The organism is Clostridium sp. HBUAS56010 (assembly GCF_007115105.1).
Lineage (GTDB): Bacteria > Bacillota > Clostridia > Lachnospirales > Lachnospiraceae > Lacrimispora.
This window is the reverse complement of the sequence record NZ_SULJ01000002.1, coordinates 388,348-410,292: the sequence shown is the minus strand read 5'-3', so window position 1 is coordinate 410,292 and position 21,945 is coordinate 388,348. Positions and strand designations below refer to the sequence as shown.

Here is a 21,945-nt window from a genome sequence, read left to right as displayed (position 1 = left end):
ACCATGATCATTCGGATTGCAGAAGAAAAGGATATGCCCGAGTTATTGGATATTTATAATTATGAAATAAAATATGGAGTTGCGACTTTTGATTTAAATCCTAAAACCATGGAGGAACGGATGATATGGTTTCGGGAGCACAATGTAGAGAATCATCCGCTGATTGTGGCAGAAGAGGAAGGGAAAGTGGCAGGTTATGCCAGTCTTTCTCCTTACCGGTCAAAAGAGGCATATAAAAGTACGGTTGAGTTATCGGTTTATATCCATAAAGATTACCGGCGCAGAGGAATCGCCGGAAGACTAACGAAACATATTATCCAGATAGCAAAGGAGAGGGAGGATATTCATACGGTGATCTCTGTGATTACCGGCGAAAATGAGGCAAGTGTTTCCTTTCACCAACGTCTGGGGTTTACATATTGCGGGACCATGAAAGAGGTGGGTACCAAATTTGGAAGAATGCTTGATATTGTTAATTATCAGTTGATGGTGTAGAAAGGAAGGACAGGATATGAGTCAGACGGAAGGATTTTATACTTCGGGGCAGTTTGCAAAAAAGGCCAATGTTTCTATAAGGACGATCCGCTACTACGATAAACAGGGACTGTTGAAACCAGCGGGAATCAGTGAAAATGGATACCGTCTGTATACAGACTCAGATTTTGCAAAACTCCAGAAGATTCTTTCTCTCAAATATCTGGGGTTTTCCCTTGATGAAATCCGCTCGATTACCATCAACGACGATGATAACGATTATGTGGGAGAGTCCCTTCGGCTTCAGTTGAATCTGATACGGAAGCGGATTGAACATTTAAAGCTGGTGGAGCAGACGCTTCTGGAGACTTCCAGGCTGGTAAAAGACAATCAGACTGCAGACTGGAACAGGATTCTTCATTTAATCCATATTACCAATATGGAAAAGACTCTTGTGGAACAATATAAAGATGCGGCAAATATCAGCATCCGTATAGGACTTCATAAGAAATACAGCAAGAATCCACTTGGCTGGTATCAGTGGCTGTATGATTTTATGGAACCATTGGAAAAAAAGGAGGTTCTGGAACTGGGATGCGGAAATGGAGAGTTATGGATTGCCAATCAGACCCGCATTCCCCTGACTGCAAGAATCTGTCTCTCTGATGTGTCCAAAGGTATGGTGCGTGATGTGGAAGAAAATTTAAAACATGTACCAGGAGATTTTACTTTTGAAATCTTTGACTGCCGCTCCATTCCAAAACCTGAAAACAGCTTTGACCTTGTGGCTGCCAATCATGTATTGTTTTATGTATCCAATCTTGATACTGTGTTTCATCAGGTCAGGCAGATCCTGAAACCAGATGGTGTTTTTTGCTGCAGTACTTATGGACCTTTACATATGAAGGAGATTGCCCAGTTGGTCAAAGAATTTGATTCCAGGATTACACTTTCAGAGGTTAATTTATATGATGTGTTTGGACTTGATAATGGGGAAGAATTGTTGCATGGTCATTTTTCTTCTGTTGAAAAGAAGGTATATGACGATTATCTGGAAGTCACTGATGCAAGAGCTCTTATGGAATATATCTTATCCTGTCATGGCAACCAGCAGGAATATTTAAGCGACAGGTATGAAGAATTCCGCAGTTTTCTGGAAAAGAAAATGGAGAAAAAAGGATACATTCATATTACCAAACAGGCAGGTGTTTTCCTCTGCAAAAAGTAGAATCTGAATAGAAAAGTCAGAATCTTACGAAAAAAGTAATAGAAAAACACTTGACCATTACCTAACGTCACCCTTTATGATAGCAATATGAATGAATATGGAGGAGCAACACAATGAAGGGAATTATTCTTGCCGGAGGTTCTGGCACCAGACTTTACCCGCTTACCATGGTAACTTCCAAGCAGTTACTGCCAATTTATGATAAACCAATGATTTATTATCCATTATCAGTATTGATGAATGCAGGAATCCGGGATATTCTTATTATTTCAACGCCGGATGATACGCCGAGGTTTGAAGCGCTGTTAGGTGATGGTGCCCAGTTTGGAATCCAGTTATCCTATGCAGTCCAGCCATCTCCGGACGGTTTGGCACAGGCATTTATTATTGGAGAAGAGTTTATTGGTGATGACAGCGTTGCAATGATTTTGGGAGATAATATTTTTGCAGGTCATGGACTGACCAAACGGCTGTTAAACGCTGCCAATAAAAAAGATGGAGCTACGGTATTCGGCTATTATGTTGACGATCCGGAGCGGTTTGGTATTGTAGAATTTAATTCGGATGGAAAGGCTGTTTCTATCGAAGAAAAACCAGAGCACCCAAAGAGTAATTATTGTGTGACAGGGCTTTATTTCTATGATAATAAGGTTGTAGAGTATGCAAAGAATTTAAAACCATCTGCAAGGGGAGAACTGGAGATTACGGATTTAAACCGCATTTATCTGGAAAAAGGGAATCTGGATGTGGAACTGTTAGGGCAGGGATTTACCTGGCTTGATACCGGAACTCATGAGTCTTTGGTGGATGCGACAAACTTTGTCCGCACCATGGAGACCCATCAGCACAGAAAGGTTGCCTGTCTGGAGGAGATTGCATATTTGAATCACTGGATCACCAAAGACCAGTTATTAGCCAGCATTGAACCATTGAAAAAGAATCAGTACGGACAGTATTTAATGGATGTTCTTGCTGGAAAATACATTGACAAACTGAACGGTTAAAAATAACAGGAGGAACCAGCCATGAAAATTATTGTTACCGGAGGAGCCGGTTTTATCGGCGGGAATTTCGTACACCATATGGTAAATAAATACCCGGACTATCAGATCATCAATTTAGATCTTTTAACTTATGCAGGAAATTTAGAGACATTAAAGCCTGTAGAAAATAAGCCTAATTACCGCTTTGTAAAGGGTGATATTGCGGACAGAAGTTTTGTGTTTGATTTATTTGAAAAGGAAAAACCGGATGTTGTGGTTAACTTTGCAGCAGAAAGTCATGTAGACCGTTCTATTACAGACCCGGAAAGCTTTGTAAGAACCAATGTGATGGGAACAACAACGCTTCTGGATGCCTGCCGCACTTACGGCATTAAACGCTATCATCAGGTTTCTACCGATGAAGTATACGGCGATCTTCCTTTAGACCGGCCGGACTTATTCTTCACGGAAGAAACTCCTCTTCACACTTCAAGTCCATATTCCTCCTCTAAGGCAAGTGCAGATCTTTTTGTGCTGTCTTATCAGAGAACCTTTGGGCTTCCCGTGACGATTTCCAGATGTTCCAATAACTACGGTCCGTATCATTTCCCGGAAAAGCTGATTCCTCTGATCATCAGCCGTGCTCTTGCAGATGAAGAATTACCTGTTTATGGAACGGGTGAGAACGTAAGGGACTGGCTTCATGTTTCCGACCACTGTGAAGCCATTGATCTGATTATTCATAAAGGAAAAGTGGGAGAGGTTTACAACGTAGGCGGACATAATGAGCGCACCAATCTGGAAGTGGTAAAAACCATTTTAAAGGCACTGGATAAACCGGAGAGCTTAATCAAGTTCGTGACAGACCGTCCAGGTCATGACAGACGATATGCCATTGATCCTGCAAAGCTTGAAAAAGAACTTGGCTGGAAGCCCCAATATAATTTTGATACTGGAATCCGTCAGACGATCCAGTGGTATCTGGATAATGAAGATTGGTGGAAACACATTATCAGCGGAGAATATCAGGGCTATTTTGACAGCATGTACGGAAACCGTTTATAAATTCCATTGGTAAAGTGAGGCAGCGATGAAAATATTTGTTACTGGCGCAAAAGGCCAGCTTGGATTTGATGTGGTAAATGAACTGACAAAACGGGGACATGAGGCAATCGGTGTTGGCATTGAAGAGATGGATATTACCGATGAGACAAGTGTTGAACGTGTAATAAAGTCAGCTTCTCCTGATGCAGTGATCCACTGTGCCGCTTATACTGCGGTTGATGCTGCAGAGGAGAATGAAGAGGTATGCCGCAGGGTCAATGCAGACGGCACCCGTTTTATTGCAAAAGTATGCCGGGAACTGGATATTAAAATGATGTATATCAGTACGGATTATGTATTTAATGGTCAGGGAACACAGCCGTGGGAACCAGATGACAAGAGAGAGCCTTTGAATGTTTACGGTCAGACGAAATATGAAGGAGAGCTTGCAATAGAAGAACTTCTTGAGAAATATTTTACTGTGCGTATCGCATGGGTATTTGGTGTAAATGGAAAGAACTTCATAAAGACCATGTTAAATCTGGGGAAAACCAGGGATAAACTGACGGTGGTTGCAGACCAGATCGGTTCCCCTACTTACACTTATGATCTTGCCCGGCTTCTGGTGGATATGATTGAGACAGATCAATACGGCCGTTACCATGCCACCAATGAGGGCTTGTGCAGCTGGTATGAATTTGCCTGTGAGATTTTTAAACAGGCAGGGCTTCAAGTGGCTGTTGAGCCGGTAACTTCTGATCAGTTCCCCACAAAAGCAAAACGTCCGATGAACAGCCGGATGAGCAAGGACAAATTAAAAGCAAACGGTTTTGCAGAACTTCCTTCCTGGCAGGATGCACTGGCAAGATACTTAAAGGAGATACAGTATTAAAAACATACACGGGAAACTTCCACTTGCTTTTTAGGATTTCCCGTGTTATAATGTCAGAACATTGTAATTATAGAGGTTATTGTAAAAAAAGATTGACGAATCCTGCACCATATGTTATAGTAATTGGGCGAATGGAAGAGCTTAGGTCTTTTTTTTATGCTCAAAAATGTTTACAGCGGAAAAAGGACTGAAACACAACAACGAAAATTTAAGTGGAGGTGGAAGTCGTGCGCACAAAAATCACACTGGCATGTACTGAATGCAAACAGCGTAACTACAACATGACCAAGGATAAGAAGACTCATCCTGACAGAATGGAAACCAAAAAGTATTGCAGATTCTGTAAGAGCCATACAATGCACAAGGAAACAAAGTAATCAGCTTGTAAAGGATGTGAAATTATGGGAGATACAGTGAACAACGAGAGCGCTCGGAAGAAGAACTTTTTTAAAGGTCTGAAGTCTGAGTTTGCCAAAATCGTTTGGCCTGACAAAGATACCGTAACGAAACAGACGATCGCTGTCGTATCAGCATCGGTTGCTTTAGGACTGATTATTGCGATTATTGATCTGATCATCAAGTTTGGTCTCAGTTTTATCTTATAATTCGTAAGGGTTAAGGTGAGTTTATGTCAGAAGCAAATTGGTATGTAGTCCATACCTATTCAGGTTATGAGAACAAAGTAAAAGTCGATATTGAAAAAACAATCGAAAACAGAAACCTGCAGGATCAGATTCTGGAAGTATCGGTTCCACTTGAAGCCGTCATTGAGATTAAGAATGGCGTTGAAAAAAAGGCCGATAAAAAGATGTTTCCCGGCTACGTGCTGATTCACATGGTCATGAATGATGATACATGGTATGTAGTGCGTAATACCCGAGGCGTGACAGGCTTTGTAGGTCCTGGATCAAAACCGGTTCCTCTGACAGAAGCAGAGATGGAGAAACTTGGGTTCAAGAACGAAGAGTTTATTGTTGGCTTTGAAGAGGGAGATACCGTTGTGGTAACTTCCGGTGCATGGAAAGATACTGTTGGTGCCATCAAGTCCATCAACGAAGGTAAGAAGACCATCACCATCAATGTTGAGATGTTTGGCCGGGAAACTCCGGTAGAACTGAATTTCAGCGAAATCAAGAAGATGTAACAAGTAAAAGCGGCTTATATGAACGTATAGGCTCGTGGGAGGGAAATCCCCGACAATACCACATTATTTAGGAGGTGCCTCATTATGGCAAAGAAAGTAACAGGATATATCAAATTGCAGATTCCAGCAGGGAAGGCTACACCAGCTCCTCCTGTAGGTCCGGCTCTTGGACAGCATGGTGTAAACATTGTACAGTTTACAAAGGAATTTAACGCAAGAACAGCAGATCAGGGAGATTTAATTATTCCGGTTGTTATCACTGTTTATGCTGACAGAAGTTTTAGTTTCATTACAAAGACTCCTCCAGCGGCTGTATTGTTAAAGAAAGCTTGCAAGCTTAAATCCGGATCTGCAACTCCAAATAAGACAAAAGTTGCTACGATTTCGAAAGATGAATTACAGAAGATTGCTGAACTTAAGATGCCAGATTTAAATGCTGCATCTGTTGAGACAGCTATGAGCATGATTGCTGGTACCGCAAGAAGTATGGGTATCACTGTTGAGGCTTAATTTTCTTAACGAAGTCAGGCGCAGCGTTGGCTGAGTTTAAAAAATCAGACGTTCGGCAAGCTCTTTGGCCGGCCGGACTATCTTTACCGCAGTCGGCGAAGTTTTAAGAACGTGGGAGGGAAAATCCCCGACAATACCACTAGGAGGTTATTTAGAATGAAAAGAGGAAAAAGATACGCAGAGGCAGCTAAGACAGTAGATCGTTCTGTTCTCTACGATGCACCAGTAGCACTCTCTTTAGTTAAAACAAATGCAAGTGCTAAATTTGATGAAACCATTGAAGCTCATATCAGAACCGGTTGTGATGGACGTCACGCAGACCAGCAGATCCGTGGTGCCGTTGTACTTCCACACGGTACAGGTAAGACTGTTCGTATCTTAGTTTTCGCTAAGGGACCTAAGGCTGATGAAGCTTTAGCAGCAGGCGCAGACTTTGTTGGAGCTGAGGAATTAATTCCTAAGATCCAGAACGAAGGCTGGTTAGATTTTGATGTAGTTGTTGCAACTCCAGACATGATGGGTGTTGTTGGTCGTTTAGGACGTGTTCTTGGACCAAAAGGCTTAATGCCAAACCCAAAAGCTGGAACTGTTACCATGGATGTAAGCAAGGCAATCAACGATATCAAAGCTGGTAAGGTTGAGTATAGACTTGATAAAACAAATATTATCCACGTGCCAGTTGGAAAAGCTTCTTTTACAGAAGAACAGTTAGCGGACAACTTCCAGACGCTTGTTGATGCAATTGTAAAAGCAAAACCAAGTTCTCTTAAAGGTGCTTATTTAAAGAGCGTAACACTGACTTCCACTATGGGACCAGGCGTGAAGCTTAACGTAGCAAAGTTAATGAACTAATTTTGTTTTGTGATTGACATCAATTATAAATAATGTTATACTAACTTAGTATTGACTGCCGAAGACAGCAGGTGCCGCAAGGCATAAGGTGTAAACGCCTGCCGAGGAACATACAAGAATCATTTTATTTAAATGAATTGTAGACCTCTCTGTCCTTGTGGCGGAGAGGTTTTTCTTTGCGGTTTATACGAGCGGGTCTTACGGACAACCCGTATGGCTCAGACTAAACAGGAGGTAAACCATAATGGCAAAAGTTGAATTAAAAAAGCCAATCGTAGACGAGATCAAGGAATTGCTGGATGGTGCTGAGACTGCAGTCGTTGTTGACTACCGTGGAATCACCGTTGCACAGGATACCGAGCTTCGTAAGAAATTAAGAGAGGCTGGTGTTTCTTATAAGGTATATAAGAACACCATGATCCGTTTTGCAGCTAAGGGTACCGCTTTTGAAGCACTGGACCCAAATCTGGAAGGACCTACAGCAATCGCTGTATCCAAGACAGATGCAACAGCTCCAGCAAGAATTCTTGCTGAATTTGCTAAAACAGCTCCAGCATTAGAGATTAAGGGTGGCGTTGTTGAAGGCATTTACTATGATACAAAAGGTATGGAGAAGATCGCCAGCATTCCTTCAAGAGAAATTCTTCTTGGAAAACTGCTTGGAAGCATTCAGTCTCCTATTACAAACTTTGCTCGTGTTCTCAAGCAGATTGCAGACGGACAGAGCGCAGAAGCATAATTTTCTTAATAAAAGCCAGCTAAGTGCTGCTTGAATTTTACCCGAAAGGGTAATTGGAAAATTAGTTGTTCGATGAGCAGATAGCAAGTCGGACGTCCATTAAAAAAACAATTACATTAATTACGGAGGTATATTATCATGGCAAAGTTAACAACAGCTGAATTTATCGAAGCAATCAAAGAGTTATCTGTATTAGAATTAAACGAATTAGTAAAGGCATGTGAGGAAGAATTTGGTGTATCTGCAGCAGCAGGTGTTGTTGTAGCAGCAGCAGGCGGCGCAGCAGAAGCAGAAGAGAAGACTGAATTTGATGTAGAATTAACAGAAGTTGGTCCTAACAAGGTTAAAGTTATCAAAGTTGTACGTGAAGCTACTGGCTTAGGCTTAAAAGAAGCAAAAGATGTAGTTGATGGTGCTCCTAAGGTATTAAAGGCTGGCGCTTCCAAGGAAGAGGCTGAGCAGATCAAGACTTCTTTAGAAGCAGAAGGCGCAAAAGTTACTTTAAAGTAATTGCCTTTCCATTCTATGAAAGACAGAGTGAAAACTCTGTTTTTCATAGGATAAAATGATAGAATAGTCTTGACATTTTATGAATTTCGGGTTAGAATGATGATGTATTATCGAATGGAGTTATGATTTCACATATTTTTGTAAGTCATTATTTTCGGATGATGATTTACAAAAATATGTGATTTTTTGTTTCAGACGATATCACAATAAATTTTTATTTTTTATAGGAGGTACGCGTTATGAACAACGGTACAGTAAAATGGTTTAATGGTGCTAAGGGATACGGTTTCATCGTAAATGATTCAACAGGTGAGGAAGTTTTCGTTCATTTCTCCGGTATTGTTTCTGATGGTTACAAGACTTTAGAAGAAGGTCAGAAAGTAACTTATGAAACAACAGAAGGAAACCGTGGTCTGCAGGCAGTTAACGTTTGCATGGCTTAATGAAAGCTTCTGTTTTATAGTGAGCTTTGAGGATTGTTCCTCCATCTTGATGGGGGAACAATCCTTTTTTTTCGGAAAACTTCTATAAATGTCGGGGAAATAAAAAGCACGCTGCACAGGTTTTATGACATTTTATGCTGAAATATTCCTGCTTTTTAAGGATATCTATTATGTAAAAAAAGGTTTCGGTTTTATTTTCTAATCAATGCCCATAGATTTAATAATAATAGCAGAAGGCTGGGCTGATGAGATTATGAAAATAAAATGGAAAGTGGTTTGTTTTTTGACCATTCTTATACTGGATGTTGCATGTGGAAAAGTATTGTATGATTCTTATTCAAAAACAAAGGACACTCTGTTTCTTCCTGCAGATGCGGGAGGAGAGGCAAGGGATGAAGTGAGAAAGCAATTTTCCGGAAGCAGGCAGATTGCTTTGACTTTTGATGATGGTCCCCACTCTGTTTACACTCAAAAGCTTCTTGACGGACTTCGTCAAAGAGGGGTCCATGCTACCTTCTTTCTTCTGGGAGAAAGCATTGATGGTAAAGAAGCAATTGTAAAACAAATGCAGGCAGATGGACACCTGATTGGAAATCATGGCTACAGCCATGTACAGATGAGTAAAGAGTCTGTGAAAACTGCATGTGAACAAATAGAGGAAAACAACCAGAAAATAGAAAAAATCACAGGAGTAAGACCTCAATATCTTCGTCCGCCTTATGGGGCGTGGAATGAGGAGCTGCAGTGTACAACGAACATGTCGGTTGTTTTGTGGGATGTTGATCCTCTTGATTGGAAGAGTCAGAATACGAAAAAAGTAGTACGGCATATTATCAAACATGTGGAACCAGGGGATATAATACTTCTCCATGATGTATATTCCACTTCTGTCGAGGCTGCATTGGAAGTGATAGACACACTTACAAAGGAAGGGTATTCGTTTGTAACGGTGGATGAATTACTGATTGATTAGAGATTTTACATAGAAATGGGTGATTTGGTTTCATGCGTTGTTTGTTATAGGCAGAGATAGTAAAACAGGAGGGAATGAATTGTTTTCCCTCCTGTTTTGCTGCTAGGATACTCTAAAAATGGACCAGACTATTCCGGCAGAATTGTTGCCACCAAGAGCCAGACTCAATGATAGACCATCAGAATCATAGAACAGACCAACAATGTCACCAGACTCCAATTGGACTTCGCCTGTCAGTACAACATTACCGCTTCCAAGCACTGCTCTTATTGTGATGACGATTGTAAAGGCATTAAAAATTGGCAGAAGACCACTTATTAGATCCTGAGTTGTTGGTGATATCTTTCTTAAAATAAAGGAAGGATTCTGATTACCAATTGACTCAGTTGTTGCAGCCGTTGTTGAGTAATTAACAGTGGCAGTCATTAAATATCTGCCTGTAGCAGGTGCTGTAAAATTGCCGCTTGTAACGTCGAAAGCTGGATTTCCAAAAAACGGGGGATCAATAGACCAGTCTGTAATTTGCGTGCTTTGTGTGGTTGTAATTGATGGAACAAAGGCTGAAAAACTGATTTCTGCAAAGTTGGGACCAGTAGGACCGATATCGCCAGTGGGACCAGTATAGCCAGTAGGACCGATGTCGCCAGTAGGACCAGTACTGCCAGTAGGACCGGTATCACCAGCAGGTCCTGTATCTCCAGTAGGTCCAGTAGGTCCAGTAGGTCCAGTAGCTCCCTCCAAATCATCCTTGGTAATAATTAAACTTCCCTTAAGCGGAACATGCGTTGAAAAAAAGGCAATGTCTGTGCAAATGTTGATTAAAGACAGTTGTACAGGAGGAGAAGATATTTCTATTAAGCCAAAACCAGATACTTCTGCAGTCTTTGCAGGAGAATTTCCTGCAAAAAATTGTCCTTGGGAAGTAGATAGTGCAAATGATATACCATTGGTTGATTGGGAAGATTGTATTGCAAGCCACCAGCTTATCGTATAGCGTCCGGATTCCAGAATGGTTATTTCCCCAGTGGTTGCATGATAGGTAATATTTCCGGAGGAGTACACAACGGAATCAAATAAAACGGAATCTCCAATGTTTACACTTAGTGGTAATTGAAGTTCCAGTTGCATTGCAATGTTATTCATTAAAATGCTCCTTTCATAATATATAAAATGGTTACATAAGGATTTCGTCAGTAGATTTTACTGCATTTATTTCAGATGGAAATCAGTAGCAATTCATGTTTATGTGAAAAAACATATAATCCATCCTTAATTAAAACATCTGGTATGGATTATGTAGAAGGGCGATGAGGTCAGGATCTTAAAATAAATGTCTTTTATTGATAATATATGAAGGAAAGAATAATTATTGATTGTATGGAGAAATCATAAAAATGTTTTAATTTAGAAAGTTTTCTGTATTTTCCAAATAAAAGATTTGGAGTATCATTTAAATCAGCGAACTATTCTTGACAAAAGATGGAATACTGCCCATAATGGTTATAGTGAGATTAATAAAAATGTTGCTTTTAAGAAATTAAATAAGATAATATTTAAATTTGATTTATATCTGAACAGCTTATGTTTCTAATTTGTAAGCTTTGGCTCACTCCAGATCAATTTACATTATAGTTTTTTCTGAAATAAATAGATTGATAAGTTAGGTGCAGCTTAAAACAGCCAATGTTTGAATATGCCCTGATGAATTTATAAAATAAATTGACAGATATTTTTGAATATTTTACAGGTATTAATCGTGTGATAGCACATAGGAGAATAAGAATGGATTTGTTTGATTACATGCGGGAGAATACAATGAAAAATGAGTCTCCCCTTGCCTCCAGGCTTCGCCCGTCAACGCTTGATGAGGTGGTGGGGCAGCAGCATATTATTGGTAAAGATAAACTGCTTTACCGGGCAATTAAGGCAGACAAGCTGGGATCTGTCATCTTTTATGGACCTCCGGGTACCGGCAAGACTACACTGGCAAGAGTGATAGCGAATACGACCAGTGCTGACTTCAAACAGTTAAATGCGACTGTGGCTGGAAAGAAAGATATGGAAGAGATCGTAAAAGAAGCAAAAGACGGACTTGGAATGTATGGGAAAAAGACGATTTTGTTTGTAGACGAGATCCATCGTTTTAATAAAAGTCAGCAGGATTATCTGCTTCCCTTTGTGGAAGATGGTACTTTGATTCTGATTGGCGCAACCACTGAGAATCCGTATTTTGAAGTGAACGGAGCCCTTCTTTCCAGATCAAGAGTGTTTGAGTTAAAATCGTTGGAGAGAGAAGATATTAAAGAACTGATCCAGCGTGCAGTATATGACCGTGATAAGGGCATGGGTGCTTATAATGCTGTGATAGATGAAGAAGCGTTGGAGTTTCTTGCAGATGTATCCAACGGAGATGCCAGAGCGGCTCTAAATGCAGTGGAACTGGGGATTATGACTACAGAACGTGATGCTTCCGATGGGAAGATCCATATTGACCTGGAAGTGGCTCAGGAATGTATTCAGAAGAGAGTGGTCCGTTATGATAAAACGGGAGATAATCATTATGATACCATATCTGCATTTATTAAGAGTATGAGGGGATCAGACCCGGATGCTGCTGTGTATTATCTGGCTCGTATGCTTTATGCTGGAGAAGATTTGATGTTTATTGCCAGACGGATCATGATTTGCGCAGCAGAAGATGTGGGGAATGCGGACCCTCAGGCACTTGTTGTAGCAGTGTCTGCGGCTCAGGCGGCAGAGAGAATCGGACTTCCGGAGGCACAGATTATATTGTCGCAGGCAGTCACTTATGTGGCTTCTGCACCCAAGAGCAATGCTTCCTGTAATGCGGTTTTTGAAGCGCTCGAAGCAGTAAAGAGTCAAAAGACTATGCCTGTGCCGGTTCATTTACAGGATTCTCATTATAAAGGAGCGGCAAAGCTGGGACATGGGAAGGGATACCTTTATGCCCATGATTACCCCAATCACTATGTAAAACAGCAATATCTTCCTGATGGGATGGAAGATAGTCAATTCTACCGGCCGACAGAAAATGGATATGAGAAGAAAATCAAAGAGCATTTAGGGTTTCTGAAAAAATGACTTTTCTTTTTTTTAGTTAAGGTATATAATAGGCATATTGTACGACCTAATTTTGATTGATTTGGGCCAGAAGTGTACTTCCGGTCATCTGTTTGCGATATTCTATCGTGAATCATTCCCAAGATTACGAAACAAGCGTTATAAGGAATCATGAAGGAGAATAATATGCGTGAAAAATTACAGACACTGCCGTTATCGGAATTAAAAGAGCTTGCTAAAGCCAAGGGCATCAAAGGATGCAGTTCCATGCGAAAAGCCGAAATTATAGATTCACTCTGTGAGAAGGAAACGGAAAGTTCTCCGCTCCATGTTCCGGACGGGAATGTTTCAAAGGAAGAAAAAGAGGCAGAGCCAGAAGACATAAAGGTTCCGGTTTCAGCTTCGCAGCCGGCGGGGCAGAGTCAGATGATGGTGGATCAGCAGGGGCTTTCGGCTGGAAATGGTCAAAAAAAGACTGTGGTACGATCTTATCGCGGAGATGGAGCACAGAGAACTTCAGGTTATCGTCCTGTACCTGCAGGCAATGGAGAGACTCCATTCAGAAATGAGGTGCGCCAGGATCATGCGTCAGAAGAACAAAAGCCGGAATTTCAGCCAAGTCCGGAGTTGCAGGAACTGGATAGTGGAATTGATGCACATGGAATTCTGGAGGTTATGCCGGATGGATTTGGATTTATCCGGTGTGAGAATTATCTTCCCGGAGAGAATGACGTTTATGTGGCACCTTCACAGATCCGCCGTTTTAATATGAAGACAGGTGATATTATTCATGGCAGCCGGAGGGTGAAATCTGCTACAGAGAAGTTTGCGGCGCTTTTGTATGTTAAGAAGATTAATGGTTACCCTGCTGGTGTTGCAGAGCGACGGCCTAATTTTGAGAATATGACTCCGATTTTCCCGGACAAGAGGCTTCATATGGAGACCCAGGGAGGAAAGAATACGACTGCAATGCGTGTCCTTGATCTGCTGGCTCCCATAGGAAAAGGTCAGAGGGGAATGATTGTCTCTCCTCCCAAAGCAGGTAAAACTACCTTGCTTAAGCAGGTGGCAAAGGCAATTACTGTGAATCATCCGGAGATTCATCTGATGATTCTTTTGATTGATGAAAGACCGGAGGAGGTTACGGATATTAAGGAATCCATTGTAGGTGAGAATGTGGAAGTCCTCTATTCTACCTTTGATGAGCTTCCTGAGCGCCATAAAAGGGTATCAGAGATGGTTGTGGAGCGTGCCAAGAGACTTGTGGAGCATGGTCGTGATGTGGTGATTCTTTTAGACAGTATTACACGTCTGGCAAGAGCTTATAACCTGACTGTTGCGCCAAGCGGAAGGACGTTATCCGGAGGACTTGATCCGGCAGCCCTTCATATGCCAAAACGTTTTTTCGGTGCGGCGAGAAATATGCGGGAGGGTGGAAGCCTTACTGTTTTAGCCACCGCTCTTGTGGATACTGGAAGCCGTATGGATGACGTAATTTATGAGGAATTTAAGGGAACCGGTAATATGGAACTGGTTCTTGACCGGAAGCTTTCGGAAAAAAGAGTATTTCCTGCCATTGATATCTTAAAATCCGGAACCAGAAGAGATGACCTTTTACTGACCAGAGAAGAAGCCGAAGCAGTGGATAATATCAGAAAGGCAACGAATACCCTGAAGCCGGAAGATGCAGTAGAGAAAGTTCTTGATTTATTTTCCAAGACAAAGACTAACCGTGAATTCGTGGAAACATCCAAAAAAATCCGCTTTTACCAGTAGATTCGAGTTTTATATAAATAAAAGCTTGCATTAAAAAAAAAATCATGTTATACTATACAAGCTGTTTATTAGACAAAGTCGGTTTTATGGACCGCGATTTAATAGAAATCAAAGTATGCGAGGTGAAAATCATGAGAGAAGGAATCCATCCAAATTACTATCAGGCAAAGGTTGTTTGCAACTGTGGTAATGAATTCGTAACTGGTTCTACAAAGGAAGACATCCATGTAGAAGTTTGTTCTAAATGCCATTCATTCTACACCGGCCAGCAGAAAGCTGCTTCCGCTCGTGGACGTATTGATAAATTCAATCGTAAATATGGCGTTAAGGCAGAATAAGTTTGGAGCAAAGAAAAGGTTGAGTTTAGTGGAAACACTTTAGCTCAGCCTTTTTTGAAATTTACTAAAATGAAAAAGGCTTTCGTTTGAAATAGAAAGGTGGTTGGCGTATGAAGTATTCAGGTATTGGCGGCCAGGCCGTCATTGAAGGCGTTATGATGAAGAACGGGGATGAGTATGCCACAGCAGTCCGCAAACCGGACGGAGCCATTGAAGTGAAAAAAGATTCTTATGTCAGTATGGGAACAAAGGTGAAGCTGTGTTCTCTTCCTCTTATTAGGGGAGTGTTTGGTTTTGTTGATTCTATGGTTCTTGGAATGAAAGCACTGACATTTTCGGCAAGCTTTTTTGAAGACGATGAAGAAGACGTGGAACCTGGGAAAATAGAGAAGTTTCTGGAGCGGTTATTTGGAGAAAAAACAGAAAAGGCACTTATGAGTATGATCATGGTTTTTTCTGTGATTGTGGCTATCTGCATTTTTATGGTGGTTCCTATGCTTCTTGCTAATATATTCCAGTATTTTATAAAATCCCACACTGTGATGGCCATTTTGGAAGGATTTATCCGGATTGGAATATTTATTGCTTATATTAAGCTGGTTTCACGGATGGAGGATATTAAGAGAACCTTTATGTATCATGGTGCAGAGCACAAATGTATTAACTGTCTGGAGCATGGTCTGGACCTTACCGTTGAAAATGTGAGGAAAAGTTCTAAAGAGCATAAGCGTTGCGGAACCAGTTTCCTTCTTATCGTTATGGTCATCAGTATTCTTTTTTTCATGGTATTTCAGGTGAATACTCTTCCGTTACGGATTCTGAGCAGGGTTATTCTAATTCCGGTGATTGCTGGAGTTTCTTATGAATTTCTCCGGCTTGCCGGACGCAGCGATTCAAAGTTGGTGGATCTGTTAAGCCGTCCAGGTATGTGGATGCAGGGGCTGACAACAACAGAACCTGATGATTCCATGATAGAGGTGGGAATCGCTTCTGTTGAGGCTGTGTTTGACTGGAAGAAATTTTTAAACGAGAATTTTCCGGAGAAGCAGTCATGAGTCTTTCGATGCAGTCTTTACTGGAAGAGGGGACAGAGGCATTGGAAAAAGCAGGTGTGGAAGAAGCATCCCTGGATGCAAAATACCTGCTTTTTGAAGCGTTTCAAACGGATATGACTCATTTCCTGCTGGACAGAAACCAGACTCAAGTGCAAGAAGAGGCTGTTTCAAAATACAGATCTATGGTTCAACTTCGCTCTAAGAGAATTCCGTTACAGCAGATTATAGGGCGCTGTGAGTTTATGGGATTGGAATTTTATATCAATGAGCATGTGCTGATTCCCAGACAGGACACAGAAACCCTGGTAGAGTTAATATTAAAAGACTATAAGGGAAAGCAGCCAGAAGTTCTTGATATGTGTACGGGAAGCGGTTGTATTGCCATAAGTTTATCACGTCTTGGAACGTTTGATCATGTTACTGCTGTGGATATTTCCAAAGATGCTTTAGAAGTTGCAAAAAAGAATGCAGAAGTTCTGGTAGGACCAGGTCAGATTCGTTTTATAGAAAGTGATTTATTCTCCTCATTTGAGAAAGAAATGAAATTTGATATTATTGTGTCCAATCCACCATATATTCCTACACAAGTGATTTCAGGGCTCCAGCCAGAAGTGAAGGATTATGAACCAATGCTGGCTCTTGATGGAATGGAAGATGGTCTTTATTTTTACAGACATCTTATTGTAGGAGCAAAGGCATTTTTAAAGCATGGAGGAGCGGTGTATTTTGAAATCGGGTATGATCAGGCAGAATCGGTAAAAAGTTTGTTCTGTGATGCGGGATTTAAGGAGTTACGGGTAGTAAGGGATGCGGCAGGGCTGAATCGTGTGGTGTGTGCCGTATTCAAATAAGTGTGGGCAAGGCCCATTTTATAGATTCAGGAGGTTACCTATGTTTGACAGGTTAGATGATATTTTAATTCACTATGAAGAATTGATGCAGGAGCTTAATAATCCGTCTGTTGCAGAAGATCAGAACCGTTTTCGTAAATTAATGAAGGAGCAGGCAGATCTGGCGGATCTGGTTGAAGCTTATACACAGTATAAGAAGGCAAAACAGGCGGTTGAAGACAGCCTCTCTCTTCTTGAAGAAGAAAGCGATGAAGAGATGCGGGAGATGGCAAAGGAAGAATTATCCGATGCAAAGAAGAAAATCGAGGAACTGGAACAGGAACTTAAGATTCTTCTGTTGCCGAAAGATCCCAATGATGATAAGAATATTATTCTTGAAATCCGGGCAGGGGCAGGCGGCGATGAAGCTGCTTTGTTTGCATCACAGCTTTACCGTATGTATGTAAACTATGCAGAAAGCCAGCGCTGGAAGGTTGAGTTAATTAGTGTAAATGAAAGTGGAATTGGCGGATTCAAAGAAGTTGTAGCCATGATTACCGGAAAAGGTGCATATTCTAAGATGAAGTATGAAAGTGGTGTTCATCGTGTTCAAAGGGTTCCTGAGACGGAGAGCGGAGGAAGAATCCATACATCGACTGCTACGGTTGCTGTTATGCCAGAGGCAGAAGAGTTTGATGTTGTAATTGAGGATAAGGATATCAGAATTGATGTCATGCGTGCATCAGGAAATGGCGGTCAGTGTGTAAATACTACGGATTCCGCTGTTCGTCTGACCCATAACCCAACTGGAATCGTTATTTATAGCCAGACTGAGAAGTCACAGCTTCAAAATAAGGAAAAGGCATTTCGTCTGCTCCGCTCCAAACTTTATGATTTGGAATTGGAAAAGAGACAGAATTCAGAGGCTGAAGAAAGGCGAAGCCAGATCGGAACAGGTGATCGTTCTGAAAAAATCCGTACTTATAATTTCCCTCAGGGACGGGTGACAGATCACCGGATTAAATTAACCTTGTACAAGATTGACGCAATCATGAACGGGGATATTTATGAATTACTGGATTCTCTGATTGCAGCAGATCAGGCAGAAAAGCTTGCAAGACTGAATGAAAATTAAAAAAGTTTGAATTTTTTGAAAAAAATGCATGTACTTGTAATATTTTAAATGGTTTTTATAATATACTTAAAAGAGGCAATCGCCACAGGGTGGTTGACCGTTTGATGTTCTAAGAAACCTTCCCTACCGGCCAAAGTACAGGGGAGGTTTTTTTCATTATTGACATTTCATGAAAATGAATGTCAGTAGTGCTAAGATGAACGTACCAAAAGACATCAGGTCTTTAAAGTCAAAATTCTTCATAAGCAACCCCTCCATTCTATGTAGAATAGAAGTCAACTGCCCCATACACGATTGCCTTGCAGATATTATCTGCTAATATGATTATATGCAGGAAATGTTCAGAATACTAATCATTTATAAATTGTAACGAAAAAGTAAGGGGATACTATGTAAATTTATGCAAATTTAATAATTTGCAAATGGAGGTATAGTTTAAAAAAGGTGATTGATTATTTTTGAGTTTTGGTTTATACTCTATACATATCTTTGTATCAGTCTTTTTTCTTTTTATTTATACAAATTCTGTTTCATCATTTTATTTTGTCTTTTGATTATTATCTCAATATGATTTTTTGCAGTTCGTTTTTATTTTAGTTAAGAGTTGTTTTTTAATGGTACATTTATTAAGTGTTAAGTTCATATATTTAAGTTTTGGTTGTGATTTATATTTCTGATTTAAATGATTCTTTAATTCTAATTCTATTTTATCAGGTTGTTCAGACCTTTCGTTATTTTACCCATTTTATAAAATTAAAAAATGTTACAGGAGGAAATTGATTGTTTACAGGAAAAAGGACAATGATTTTATTTGTCGTTATTTTTACTGTTTTTAAAGGAGGAATGTGGGAGAGCTGTGCTTGGGCATTGGAGAACAGTGAGATAAAAAAAGAGACACATCCCAGAGAAATTGTAATAAAGACCGAGATTTCAGAAGATGAGAAGGAGACGTATTTACCCGAGACAAGTTATGTAGACCAATATGGAAATCAATTCAGGCTAAAGAGATGGAATTTTGAACCTTATCCGATTCAGAAACGGATAGAACATGTAAAAGAAACGGTTTTGTATGAGAAGGTGGAAGGGCTGGAACAGATTCCTAAGCGGCTTTCTATTACCACAAAGGATGAGAGAACAGGTCAAAATATAGAAGCGGATTATCCGATTTTGACGGTCCAGTTGAATAAGGAACAGTGGACCTCCGATTTTTCATTTTTAGCAATGTTCCATTCTTATGATGCAGATTATTACCAGTTAGGTGATAAAGTGATTTCATCTAATCATGAAAAACCCGAGTTTGAAGGCTGTGAAACGGAACTTCTGAAAGAAATCGGGGTTACACCAGATCGTTATGAGATTACTGATGCTGTGTGGAATGGACCACCTTATATGGACAAGCGTGGTGTGATTTGTAGAAAGGCTGTGGTTACAGGAAGAAAAAAAGTTGGGGATTATCGTGTTACTTATGGAGGAAATGCAGTCTTTCCCAAAAAGCAAGGGTATTTGTGTGTATCGTTCTACGAGGGGTTTGATTCTGCTACAGATGGATGGAAAGAGGTACAGGAGCAAGATAGAGAGATGTTCCGTCTGGGGGAAGAAAGTGAGCGAGAGAAAGGAAAATGGCTGATATTTAGTAAGACTGTGGTGGTAACCTTATCGCTTCTGGTTGTTGTCGTTGTGTTTGGTTTTGTGATTTATCTAATAAAATGGTTGAAATTTCGCAGAAAGAAGAGGGAATAGGATCATATGAAGAGATATGGAAATTTTGTTTTGGTCATTATTGCAATTTTATGGTATTCAATAACCGCAGAAGCAAGCATGGAGCAAAGGCAGGAAAGAGATGGCTGGCAGCAGGTGGGAGAAGAGTGGTATTTCTATGAGAATGGAGGAAATGCTGCTGTGGGCTGGCGGTTGATTGATGAGAGGTGGTACTTTTTAACCCCGGAACCTAATGGGCCTATAGGAAGGATGATAACCGGCTGGCAATGGATTCATGGGCGGTGTTATTATCTGTCTCCAAAAGCAGAGAAAGAATATCCACAGGGATCAATGTATGCAAATACAATTACTCCAGATGGATACTGGGTGGATGTTTCTGGTGCATGGATTCAGGGAGGGAAAGTTATTGAGATTCCGGGAAAGGGAATAGAGACAGTGAAAGAAAAAGTGGTTTCCAGCAGAAAAAAGAAAAGTTCTTCTTCAGGCAAAGGAAAGAGAGGTACTGTTGATAAAAATTCTAAGGTTAGAAAGTCCCGGGATAATGTCACAGATAAAAAGAGGGAGGAGGCGGTTCCTTATAAGCAGTGTCATTATGTCTTGCAGTATATGGATATTGATGACAGGACGATTCTTCAAATTATAAATGGAACTGGAAAAACAGGTGAAACTATAAAACTAAAATTTCCTGATATAGCCGGTTACAGTATTTGCAATGGACAGAATGATAATTTGAAACTGACGGGAGATCTGGCTGCATTGACCATTTATTATAGGAAGAAATTATCAGCAACTCCTTCAGAGGCGAGAACAGTTAAGTGGAATATAAAATTTGTAGAAAAGGGAAATCCACATAAGGAAATTTTAAAGGCTCAAGAAGGAAGGACAAAAGAGGGAAGAAGTTTATCTGTTGATTTTCCAGAAATCGTTATGGGAAAAGATCAGTATTATTATCACGCTCTCACATCAAGTCCATGGAGTGTTGTTGTAAATGGCACTGGAGTTCAGAAATACTATATTGAGTTTCAAAAAGGAGAATATGTCCCGGAGATATCAGACTTGGATGCAGAAGGAAAGGAGCGGCTGAATAAATGGCTGGATGTTGTGAAAGAATCCGACCGGTCTATTACAGGAGAAGAACCAGGCAGCCAGGGGGTTATAACAAATAATCGGGAGGAAGGAAATGAAAGACTTTTTAATCTGATATCCAGGGCAGATGGAACAGAAAGAAAGGAGGTGTATTTAATTGGTGCAGGGTATGTGCCGGACGCATCATTGGTTGGTCAAAGATTTTCAAATGTAATCAATATCTCAAGCCTGATTGTGGATGAATTTAAAATATTGGATGTTGCCTACACGGTGTTGAGGGTGGGATTTGTAAAAACATTTGAAGAAAATAAATGCAGCCATGATTACCAGATTATTGATAGAAAGGCAGCTACGTGTACCGGTAATGGATACCTGACAATCCAGTGCAGGAAATGTGGAAAAAAAGAGTCCGCTCAGATAACTGCGGCAGGGCATATAGACAGGGATGGAACTGGTATCTGTGATATATGTCAGGAGCCAGCAGATCAGGAACCTGACAGGGTTCATTACAGCATTGGGGATGTGCAGGTTAGAAAAATTGGTGGTAAGGATTATCTGTTTCGTTGCATTGATGATGACTACGAAGATGCCATGGGAAATGAGCAGAGACTTGCCCTGTTTCTTTGTGACCAGGTAATCAGATCTGACGTTTTAGGGAAAACAGGGAGATGGCATTTCGGAAGCAGCAATAATTATAAGTATTCCCTAATACGAAACTGGCTTCTTGAAAATTCAGAGGATGATCATATTTTTGAAACTTTTATTGGAACAGCAGAGTCCTATTTGGGGGCAACAGATCTGAGAACATACGAGCAATTTTCAGTGGAACAATTACAAAGGCAAGTAAATGGGTTTCAACAATTACAGGATCGGGTATTTATTCTCTCTGTGGATGAAGTTATTAGATATAGAAAGTACTTGTGGAAATTTAATGGGAGCGAGGAAAACAATCCCCAGTCTCAGATATCTGCTTATTCAAAAGGGTACTATTTACGGACTCCTCAGACCAATGGACCAGGTATTTATGTGATAAACCTTGCAGAGGGCAACATTTGTCCGGTAAAAATAACAGACTCCAGTATAGGGATTCGTCCGGTTATGGCTTTATTGCAAGGGGAGTAAACGAAAGGTTT

The 21,945-nt window shown here is 40.6% G+C and carries 23 protein-coding genes and 1 other annotated feature; of the genes, 22 read left to right on the top strand and 1 reads right to left on the bottom strand.

All coding sequences use genetic code 11. The annotated features are described in order from the left end of the window. Nucleotides 1-3: 3 nt before the first annotated feature. From FAY33_RS06515 to FAY33_RS06450, 14 genes are all read left to right on the top strand, one after another. Nucleotides 4-495: a GNAT family N-acetyltransferase gene (locus FAY33_RS06515; RefSeq protein ID WP_143319987.1), complete on the top strand. Its 492-nt coding sequence runs from the start codon at nt 4-6 to the stop codon at nt 493-495. A 16-nt stretch (nt 496-511) separates the two neighbouring features. Beyond that, nucleotides 512-1,702, top strand: coding sequence for a MerR family transcriptional regulator (locus FAY33_RS06510; RefSeq protein WP_143319986.1), 1,191 nt, complete (start codon nt 512-514; stop codon nt 1,700-1,702). Between the two features lie 113 nt (nt 1,703-1,815). Further along, a complete protein-coding gene (gene rfbA, locus FAY33_RS06505) occupies nt 1,816-2,706 on the top strand; it encodes a glucose-1-phosphate thymidylyltransferase RfbA (protein ID WP_143319984.1) in 891 nt (296 codons plus the stop codon). A gap of 21 nt (nt 2,707-2,727) precedes the next feature. Beyond that, nucleotides 2,728-3,750: a dTDP-glucose 4,6-dehydratase gene (rfbB, locus tag FAY33_RS06500; protein ID WP_143319983.1), complete on the top strand. Its 1,023-nt coding sequence runs from the start codon at nt 2,728-2,730 to the stop codon at nt 3,748-3,750. A gap of 25 nt (nt 3,751-3,775) precedes the next feature. Further along, on the top strand, nt 3,776-4,621 hold the full coding sequence (gene rfbD / locus FAY33_RS06495) for a dTDP-4-dehydrorhamnose reductase (RefSeq protein WP_143319982.1): 846 nt from the start codon (nt 3,776-3,778) through the stop codon (nt 4,619-4,621). 227 nt (nt 4,622-4,848) lie between these two features. Further along, nucleotides 4,849-4,998 carry a 50S ribosomal protein L33 gene (gene rpmG, locus FAY33_RS06490; protein WP_013271142.1) on the top strand — a complete coding sequence of 50 codons (150 nt, stop codon included), beginning with the start codon at nt 4,849-4,851 and terminating at the stop codon, nt 4,996-4,998. Nucleotides 4,999-5,022: 24 nt separating this feature from the next. After that, the gene (gene secE / locus FAY33_RS06485; RefSeq protein WP_143319981.1) at nt 5,023-5,226 is read left to right on the top strand and encodes a preprotein translocase subunit SecE; all 204 of its coding nucleotides are present in this window, start codon (nt 5,023-5,025) and stop codon (nt 5,224-5,226) included. Nucleotides 5,227-5,249: 23 nt separating this feature from the next. Continuing rightward, nucleotides 5,250-5,765: a transcription termination/antitermination protein NusG gene (nusG, locus tag FAY33_RS06480; protein WP_143319980.1), complete on the top strand. Its 516-nt coding sequence runs from the start codon at nt 5,250-5,252 to the stop codon at nt 5,763-5,765. An 84-nt stretch (nt 5,766-5,849) separates the two neighbouring features. After that, nucleotides 5,850-6,275, top strand: a complete 426-nt coding sequence (gene rplK, locus FAY33_RS06475; RefSeq protein ID WP_143319979.1) for a 50S ribosomal protein L11 — start codon at nt 5,850-5,852, stop codon at nt 6,273-6,275. Between the two features lie 156 nt (nt 6,276-6,431). Further along, nucleotides 6,432-7,127 (top strand): 50S ribosomal protein L1, encoded by a 696-nt coding sequence (gene rplA / locus FAY33_RS06470; protein ID WP_143319978.1) that lies wholly within the window; start codon nt 6,432-6,434, stop codon nt 7,125-7,127. Nucleotides 7,128-7,167: 40 nt separating this feature from the next. Next, nucleotides 7,168-7,311 (top strand) — a sequence feature (ribosomal protein L10 leader region). A gap of 60 nt (nt 7,312-7,371) precedes the next feature. After that, nucleotides 7,372-7,866 (top strand): 50S ribosomal protein L10, encoded by a 495-nt coding sequence (gene rplJ / locus FAY33_RS06465; RefSeq protein WP_143319976.1) that lies wholly within the window; start codon nt 7,372-7,374, stop codon nt 7,864-7,866. A gap of 138 nt (nt 7,867-8,004) precedes the next feature. After that, entirely contained in the window at nt 8,005-8,376 is a 372-nt protein-coding gene (rplL, locus tag FAY33_RS06460) for a 50S ribosomal protein L7/L12 (RefSeq protein WP_026893227.1), read from the top strand. A gap of 239 nt (nt 8,377-8,615) precedes the next feature. Continuing rightward, on the top strand, nt 8,616-8,819 hold the full coding sequence (locus tag FAY33_RS06455; RefSeq protein ID WP_143319975.1) for a cold shock domain-containing protein: 204 nt from the start codon (nt 8,616-8,618) through the stop codon (nt 8,817-8,819). 253 nt (nt 8,820-9,072) lie between these two features. Beyond that, on the top strand, nt 9,073-9,792 hold the full coding sequence (locus tag FAY33_RS06450) for a polysaccharide deacetylase family protein (protein ID WP_143319974.1): 720 nt from the start codon (nt 9,073-9,075) through the stop codon (nt 9,790-9,792). A gap of 102 nt (nt 9,793-9,894) precedes the next feature. Here FAY33_RS06450 and FAY33_RS19320 read toward each other — a convergent pair whose 3' ends face one another. Beyond that, entirely contained in the window at nt 9,895-10,935 is a 1,041-nt protein-coding gene (locus FAY33_RS19320; RefSeq protein WP_185967516.1) for a collagen-like protein, read from the bottom strand. A gap of 639 nt (nt 10,936-11,574) precedes the next feature. Between FAY33_RS19320 and FAY33_RS06440 the strand changes: the two genes are divergently transcribed. The 8 genes from FAY33_RS06440 (at nt 11,575) to FAY33_RS06405 (ending at nt 21,934) form a co-directional block, all read left to right on the top strand. Continuing rightward, on the top strand, nt 11,575-12,894 hold the full coding sequence (locus FAY33_RS06440; protein WP_143319972.1) for a replication-associated recombination protein A: 1,320 nt from the start codon (nt 11,575-11,577) through the stop codon (nt 12,892-12,894). Nucleotides 12,895-13,059: 165 nt separating this feature from the next. Continuing rightward, entirely contained in the window at nt 13,060-14,649 is a 1,590-nt protein-coding gene (rho, locus tag FAY33_RS06435) for a transcription termination factor Rho (RefSeq protein WP_143319971.1), read from the top strand. Between the two features lie 131 nt (nt 14,650-14,780). Beyond that, nucleotides 14,781-14,987: a 50S ribosomal protein L31 gene (gene rpmE / locus FAY33_RS06430; protein ID WP_143319970.1), complete on the top strand. Its 207-nt coding sequence runs from the start codon at nt 14,781-14,783 to the stop codon at nt 14,985-14,987. A gap of 110 nt (nt 14,988-15,097) precedes the next feature. Continuing rightward, nucleotides 15,098-16,042, top strand: coding sequence for a DUF1385 domain-containing protein (locus tag FAY33_RS06425; protein ID WP_143319968.1), 945 nt, complete (start codon nt 15,098-15,100; stop codon nt 16,040-16,042). Continuing rightward, nucleotides 16,039-16,893, top strand: a complete 855-nt coding sequence (gene prmC, locus FAY33_RS06420; protein ID WP_143319967.1) for a peptide chain release factor N(5)-glutamine methyltransferase — start codon at nt 16,039-16,041, stop codon at nt 16,891-16,893. Before FAY33_RS06425 ends, prmC begins: the two co-directional genes overlap by 4 nt. Nucleotides 16,894-16,933: 40 nt before the next feature. Further along, nucleotides 16,934-18,007: a peptide chain release factor 1 gene (prfA, locus tag FAY33_RS06415; RefSeq protein WP_143319965.1), complete on the top strand. Its 1,074-nt coding sequence runs from the start codon at nt 16,934-16,936 to the stop codon at nt 18,005-18,007. Between the two features lie 780 nt (nt 18,008-18,787). Beyond that, on the top strand, nt 18,788-19,747 hold the full coding sequence (locus FAY33_RS06410; RefSeq protein WP_143319963.1) for a hypothetical protein: 960 nt from the start codon (nt 18,788-18,790) through the stop codon (nt 19,745-19,747). Nucleotides 19,748-19,753: 6 nt separating this feature from the next. Further along, nucleotides 19,754-21,934, top strand: coding sequence for a DUF6273 domain-containing protein (locus FAY33_RS06405; RefSeq protein ID WP_143319962.1), 2,181 nt, complete (start codon nt 19,754-19,756; stop codon nt 21,932-21,934). The last annotated feature ends 11 nt before the right edge of the window (nt 21,935-21,945 follow it).

Excerpts from the sequence above, each read along its gene's own strand:
- FAY33_RS06515 (WP_143319987.1), top strand. The coding sequence starts at position 4 with ATGATCATTCGGATTGCAGAAGAAAAGGATATGCCCGAGTTATTGGAT.
- FAY33_RS06510 (WP_143319986.1), top strand. The coding sequence starts at position 512 with ATGAGTCAGACGGAAGGATTTTATACTTCGGGGCAGTTTGCAAAAAAG.
- rfbA (WP_143319984.1), top strand. The coding sequence starts at position 1,816 with ATGAAGGGAATTATTCTTGCCGGAGGTTCTGGCACCAGACTTTACCCG.
- rfbB (WP_143319983.1), top strand. The coding sequence starts at position 2,728 with ATGAAAATTATTGTTACCGGAGGAGCCGGTTTTATCGGCGGGAATTTC.
- rfbD (WP_143319982.1), top strand. The coding sequence starts at position 3,776 with ATGAAAATATTTGTTACTGGCGCAAAAGGCCAGCTTGGATTTGATGTG.
- secE (WP_143319981.1), top strand. The coding sequence starts at position 5,023 with ATGGGAGATACAGTGAACAACGAGAGCGCTCGGAAGAAGAACTTTTTT.
- nusG (WP_143319980.1), top strand. The coding sequence starts at position 5,250 with ATGTCAGAAGCAAATTGGTATGTAGTCCATACCTATTCAGGTTATGAG.
- rplK (WP_143319979.1), top strand. The coding sequence starts at position 5,850 with ATGGCAAAGAAAGTAACAGGATATATCAAATTGCAGATTCCAGCAGGG.
- rplA (WP_143319978.1), top strand. The coding sequence starts at position 6,432 with ATGAAAAGAGGAAAAAGATACGCAGAGGCAGCTAAGACAGTAGATCGT.
- rplJ (WP_143319976.1), top strand. The coding sequence starts at position 7,372 with ATGGCAAAAGTTGAATTAAAAAAGCCAATCGTAGACGAGATCAAGGAA.
- rplL (WP_026893227.1), top strand. The coding sequence starts at position 8,005 with ATGGCAAAGTTAACAACAGCTGAATTTATCGAAGCAATCAAAGAGTTA.
- FAY33_RS06455 (WP_143319975.1), top strand. The coding sequence starts at position 8,616 with ATGAACAACGGTACAGTAAAATGGTTTAATGGTGCTAAGGGATACGGT.
- FAY33_RS06450 (WP_143319974.1), top strand. The coding sequence starts at position 9,073 with ATGAAAATAAAATGGAAAGTGGTTTGTTTTTTGACCATTCTTATACTG.
- FAY33_RS19320 (WP_185967516.1), bottom strand. The coding sequence starts at position 10,935 with ATGAATAACATTGCAATGCAACTGGAACTTCAATTACCACTAAGTGTA.
- FAY33_RS06440 (WP_143319972.1), top strand. The coding sequence starts at position 11,575 with ATGGATTTGTTTGATTACATGCGGGAGAATACAATGAAAAATGAGTCT.
- rho (WP_143319971.1), top strand. The coding sequence starts at position 13,060 with ATGCGTGAAAAATTACAGACACTGCCGTTATCGGAATTAAAAGAGCTT.
- rpmE (WP_143319970.1), top strand. The coding sequence starts at position 14,781 with ATGAGAGAAGGAATCCATCCAAATTACTATCAGGCAAAGGTTGTTTGC.
- FAY33_RS06425 (WP_143319968.1), top strand. The coding sequence starts at position 15,098 with ATGAAGTATTCAGGTATTGGCGGCCAGGCCGTCATTGAAGGCGTTATG.
- prmC (WP_143319967.1), top strand. The coding sequence starts at position 16,039 with ATGAGTCTTTCGATGCAGTCTTTACTGGAAGAGGGGACAGAGGCATTG.
- prfA (WP_143319965.1), top strand. The coding sequence starts at position 16,934 with ATGTTTGACAGGTTAGATGATATTTTAATTCACTATGAAGAATTGATG.
- FAY33_RS06405 (WP_143319962.1), top strand. The coding sequence starts at position 19,754 with ATGAAGAGATATGGAAATTTTGTTTTGGTCATTATTGCAATTTTATGG.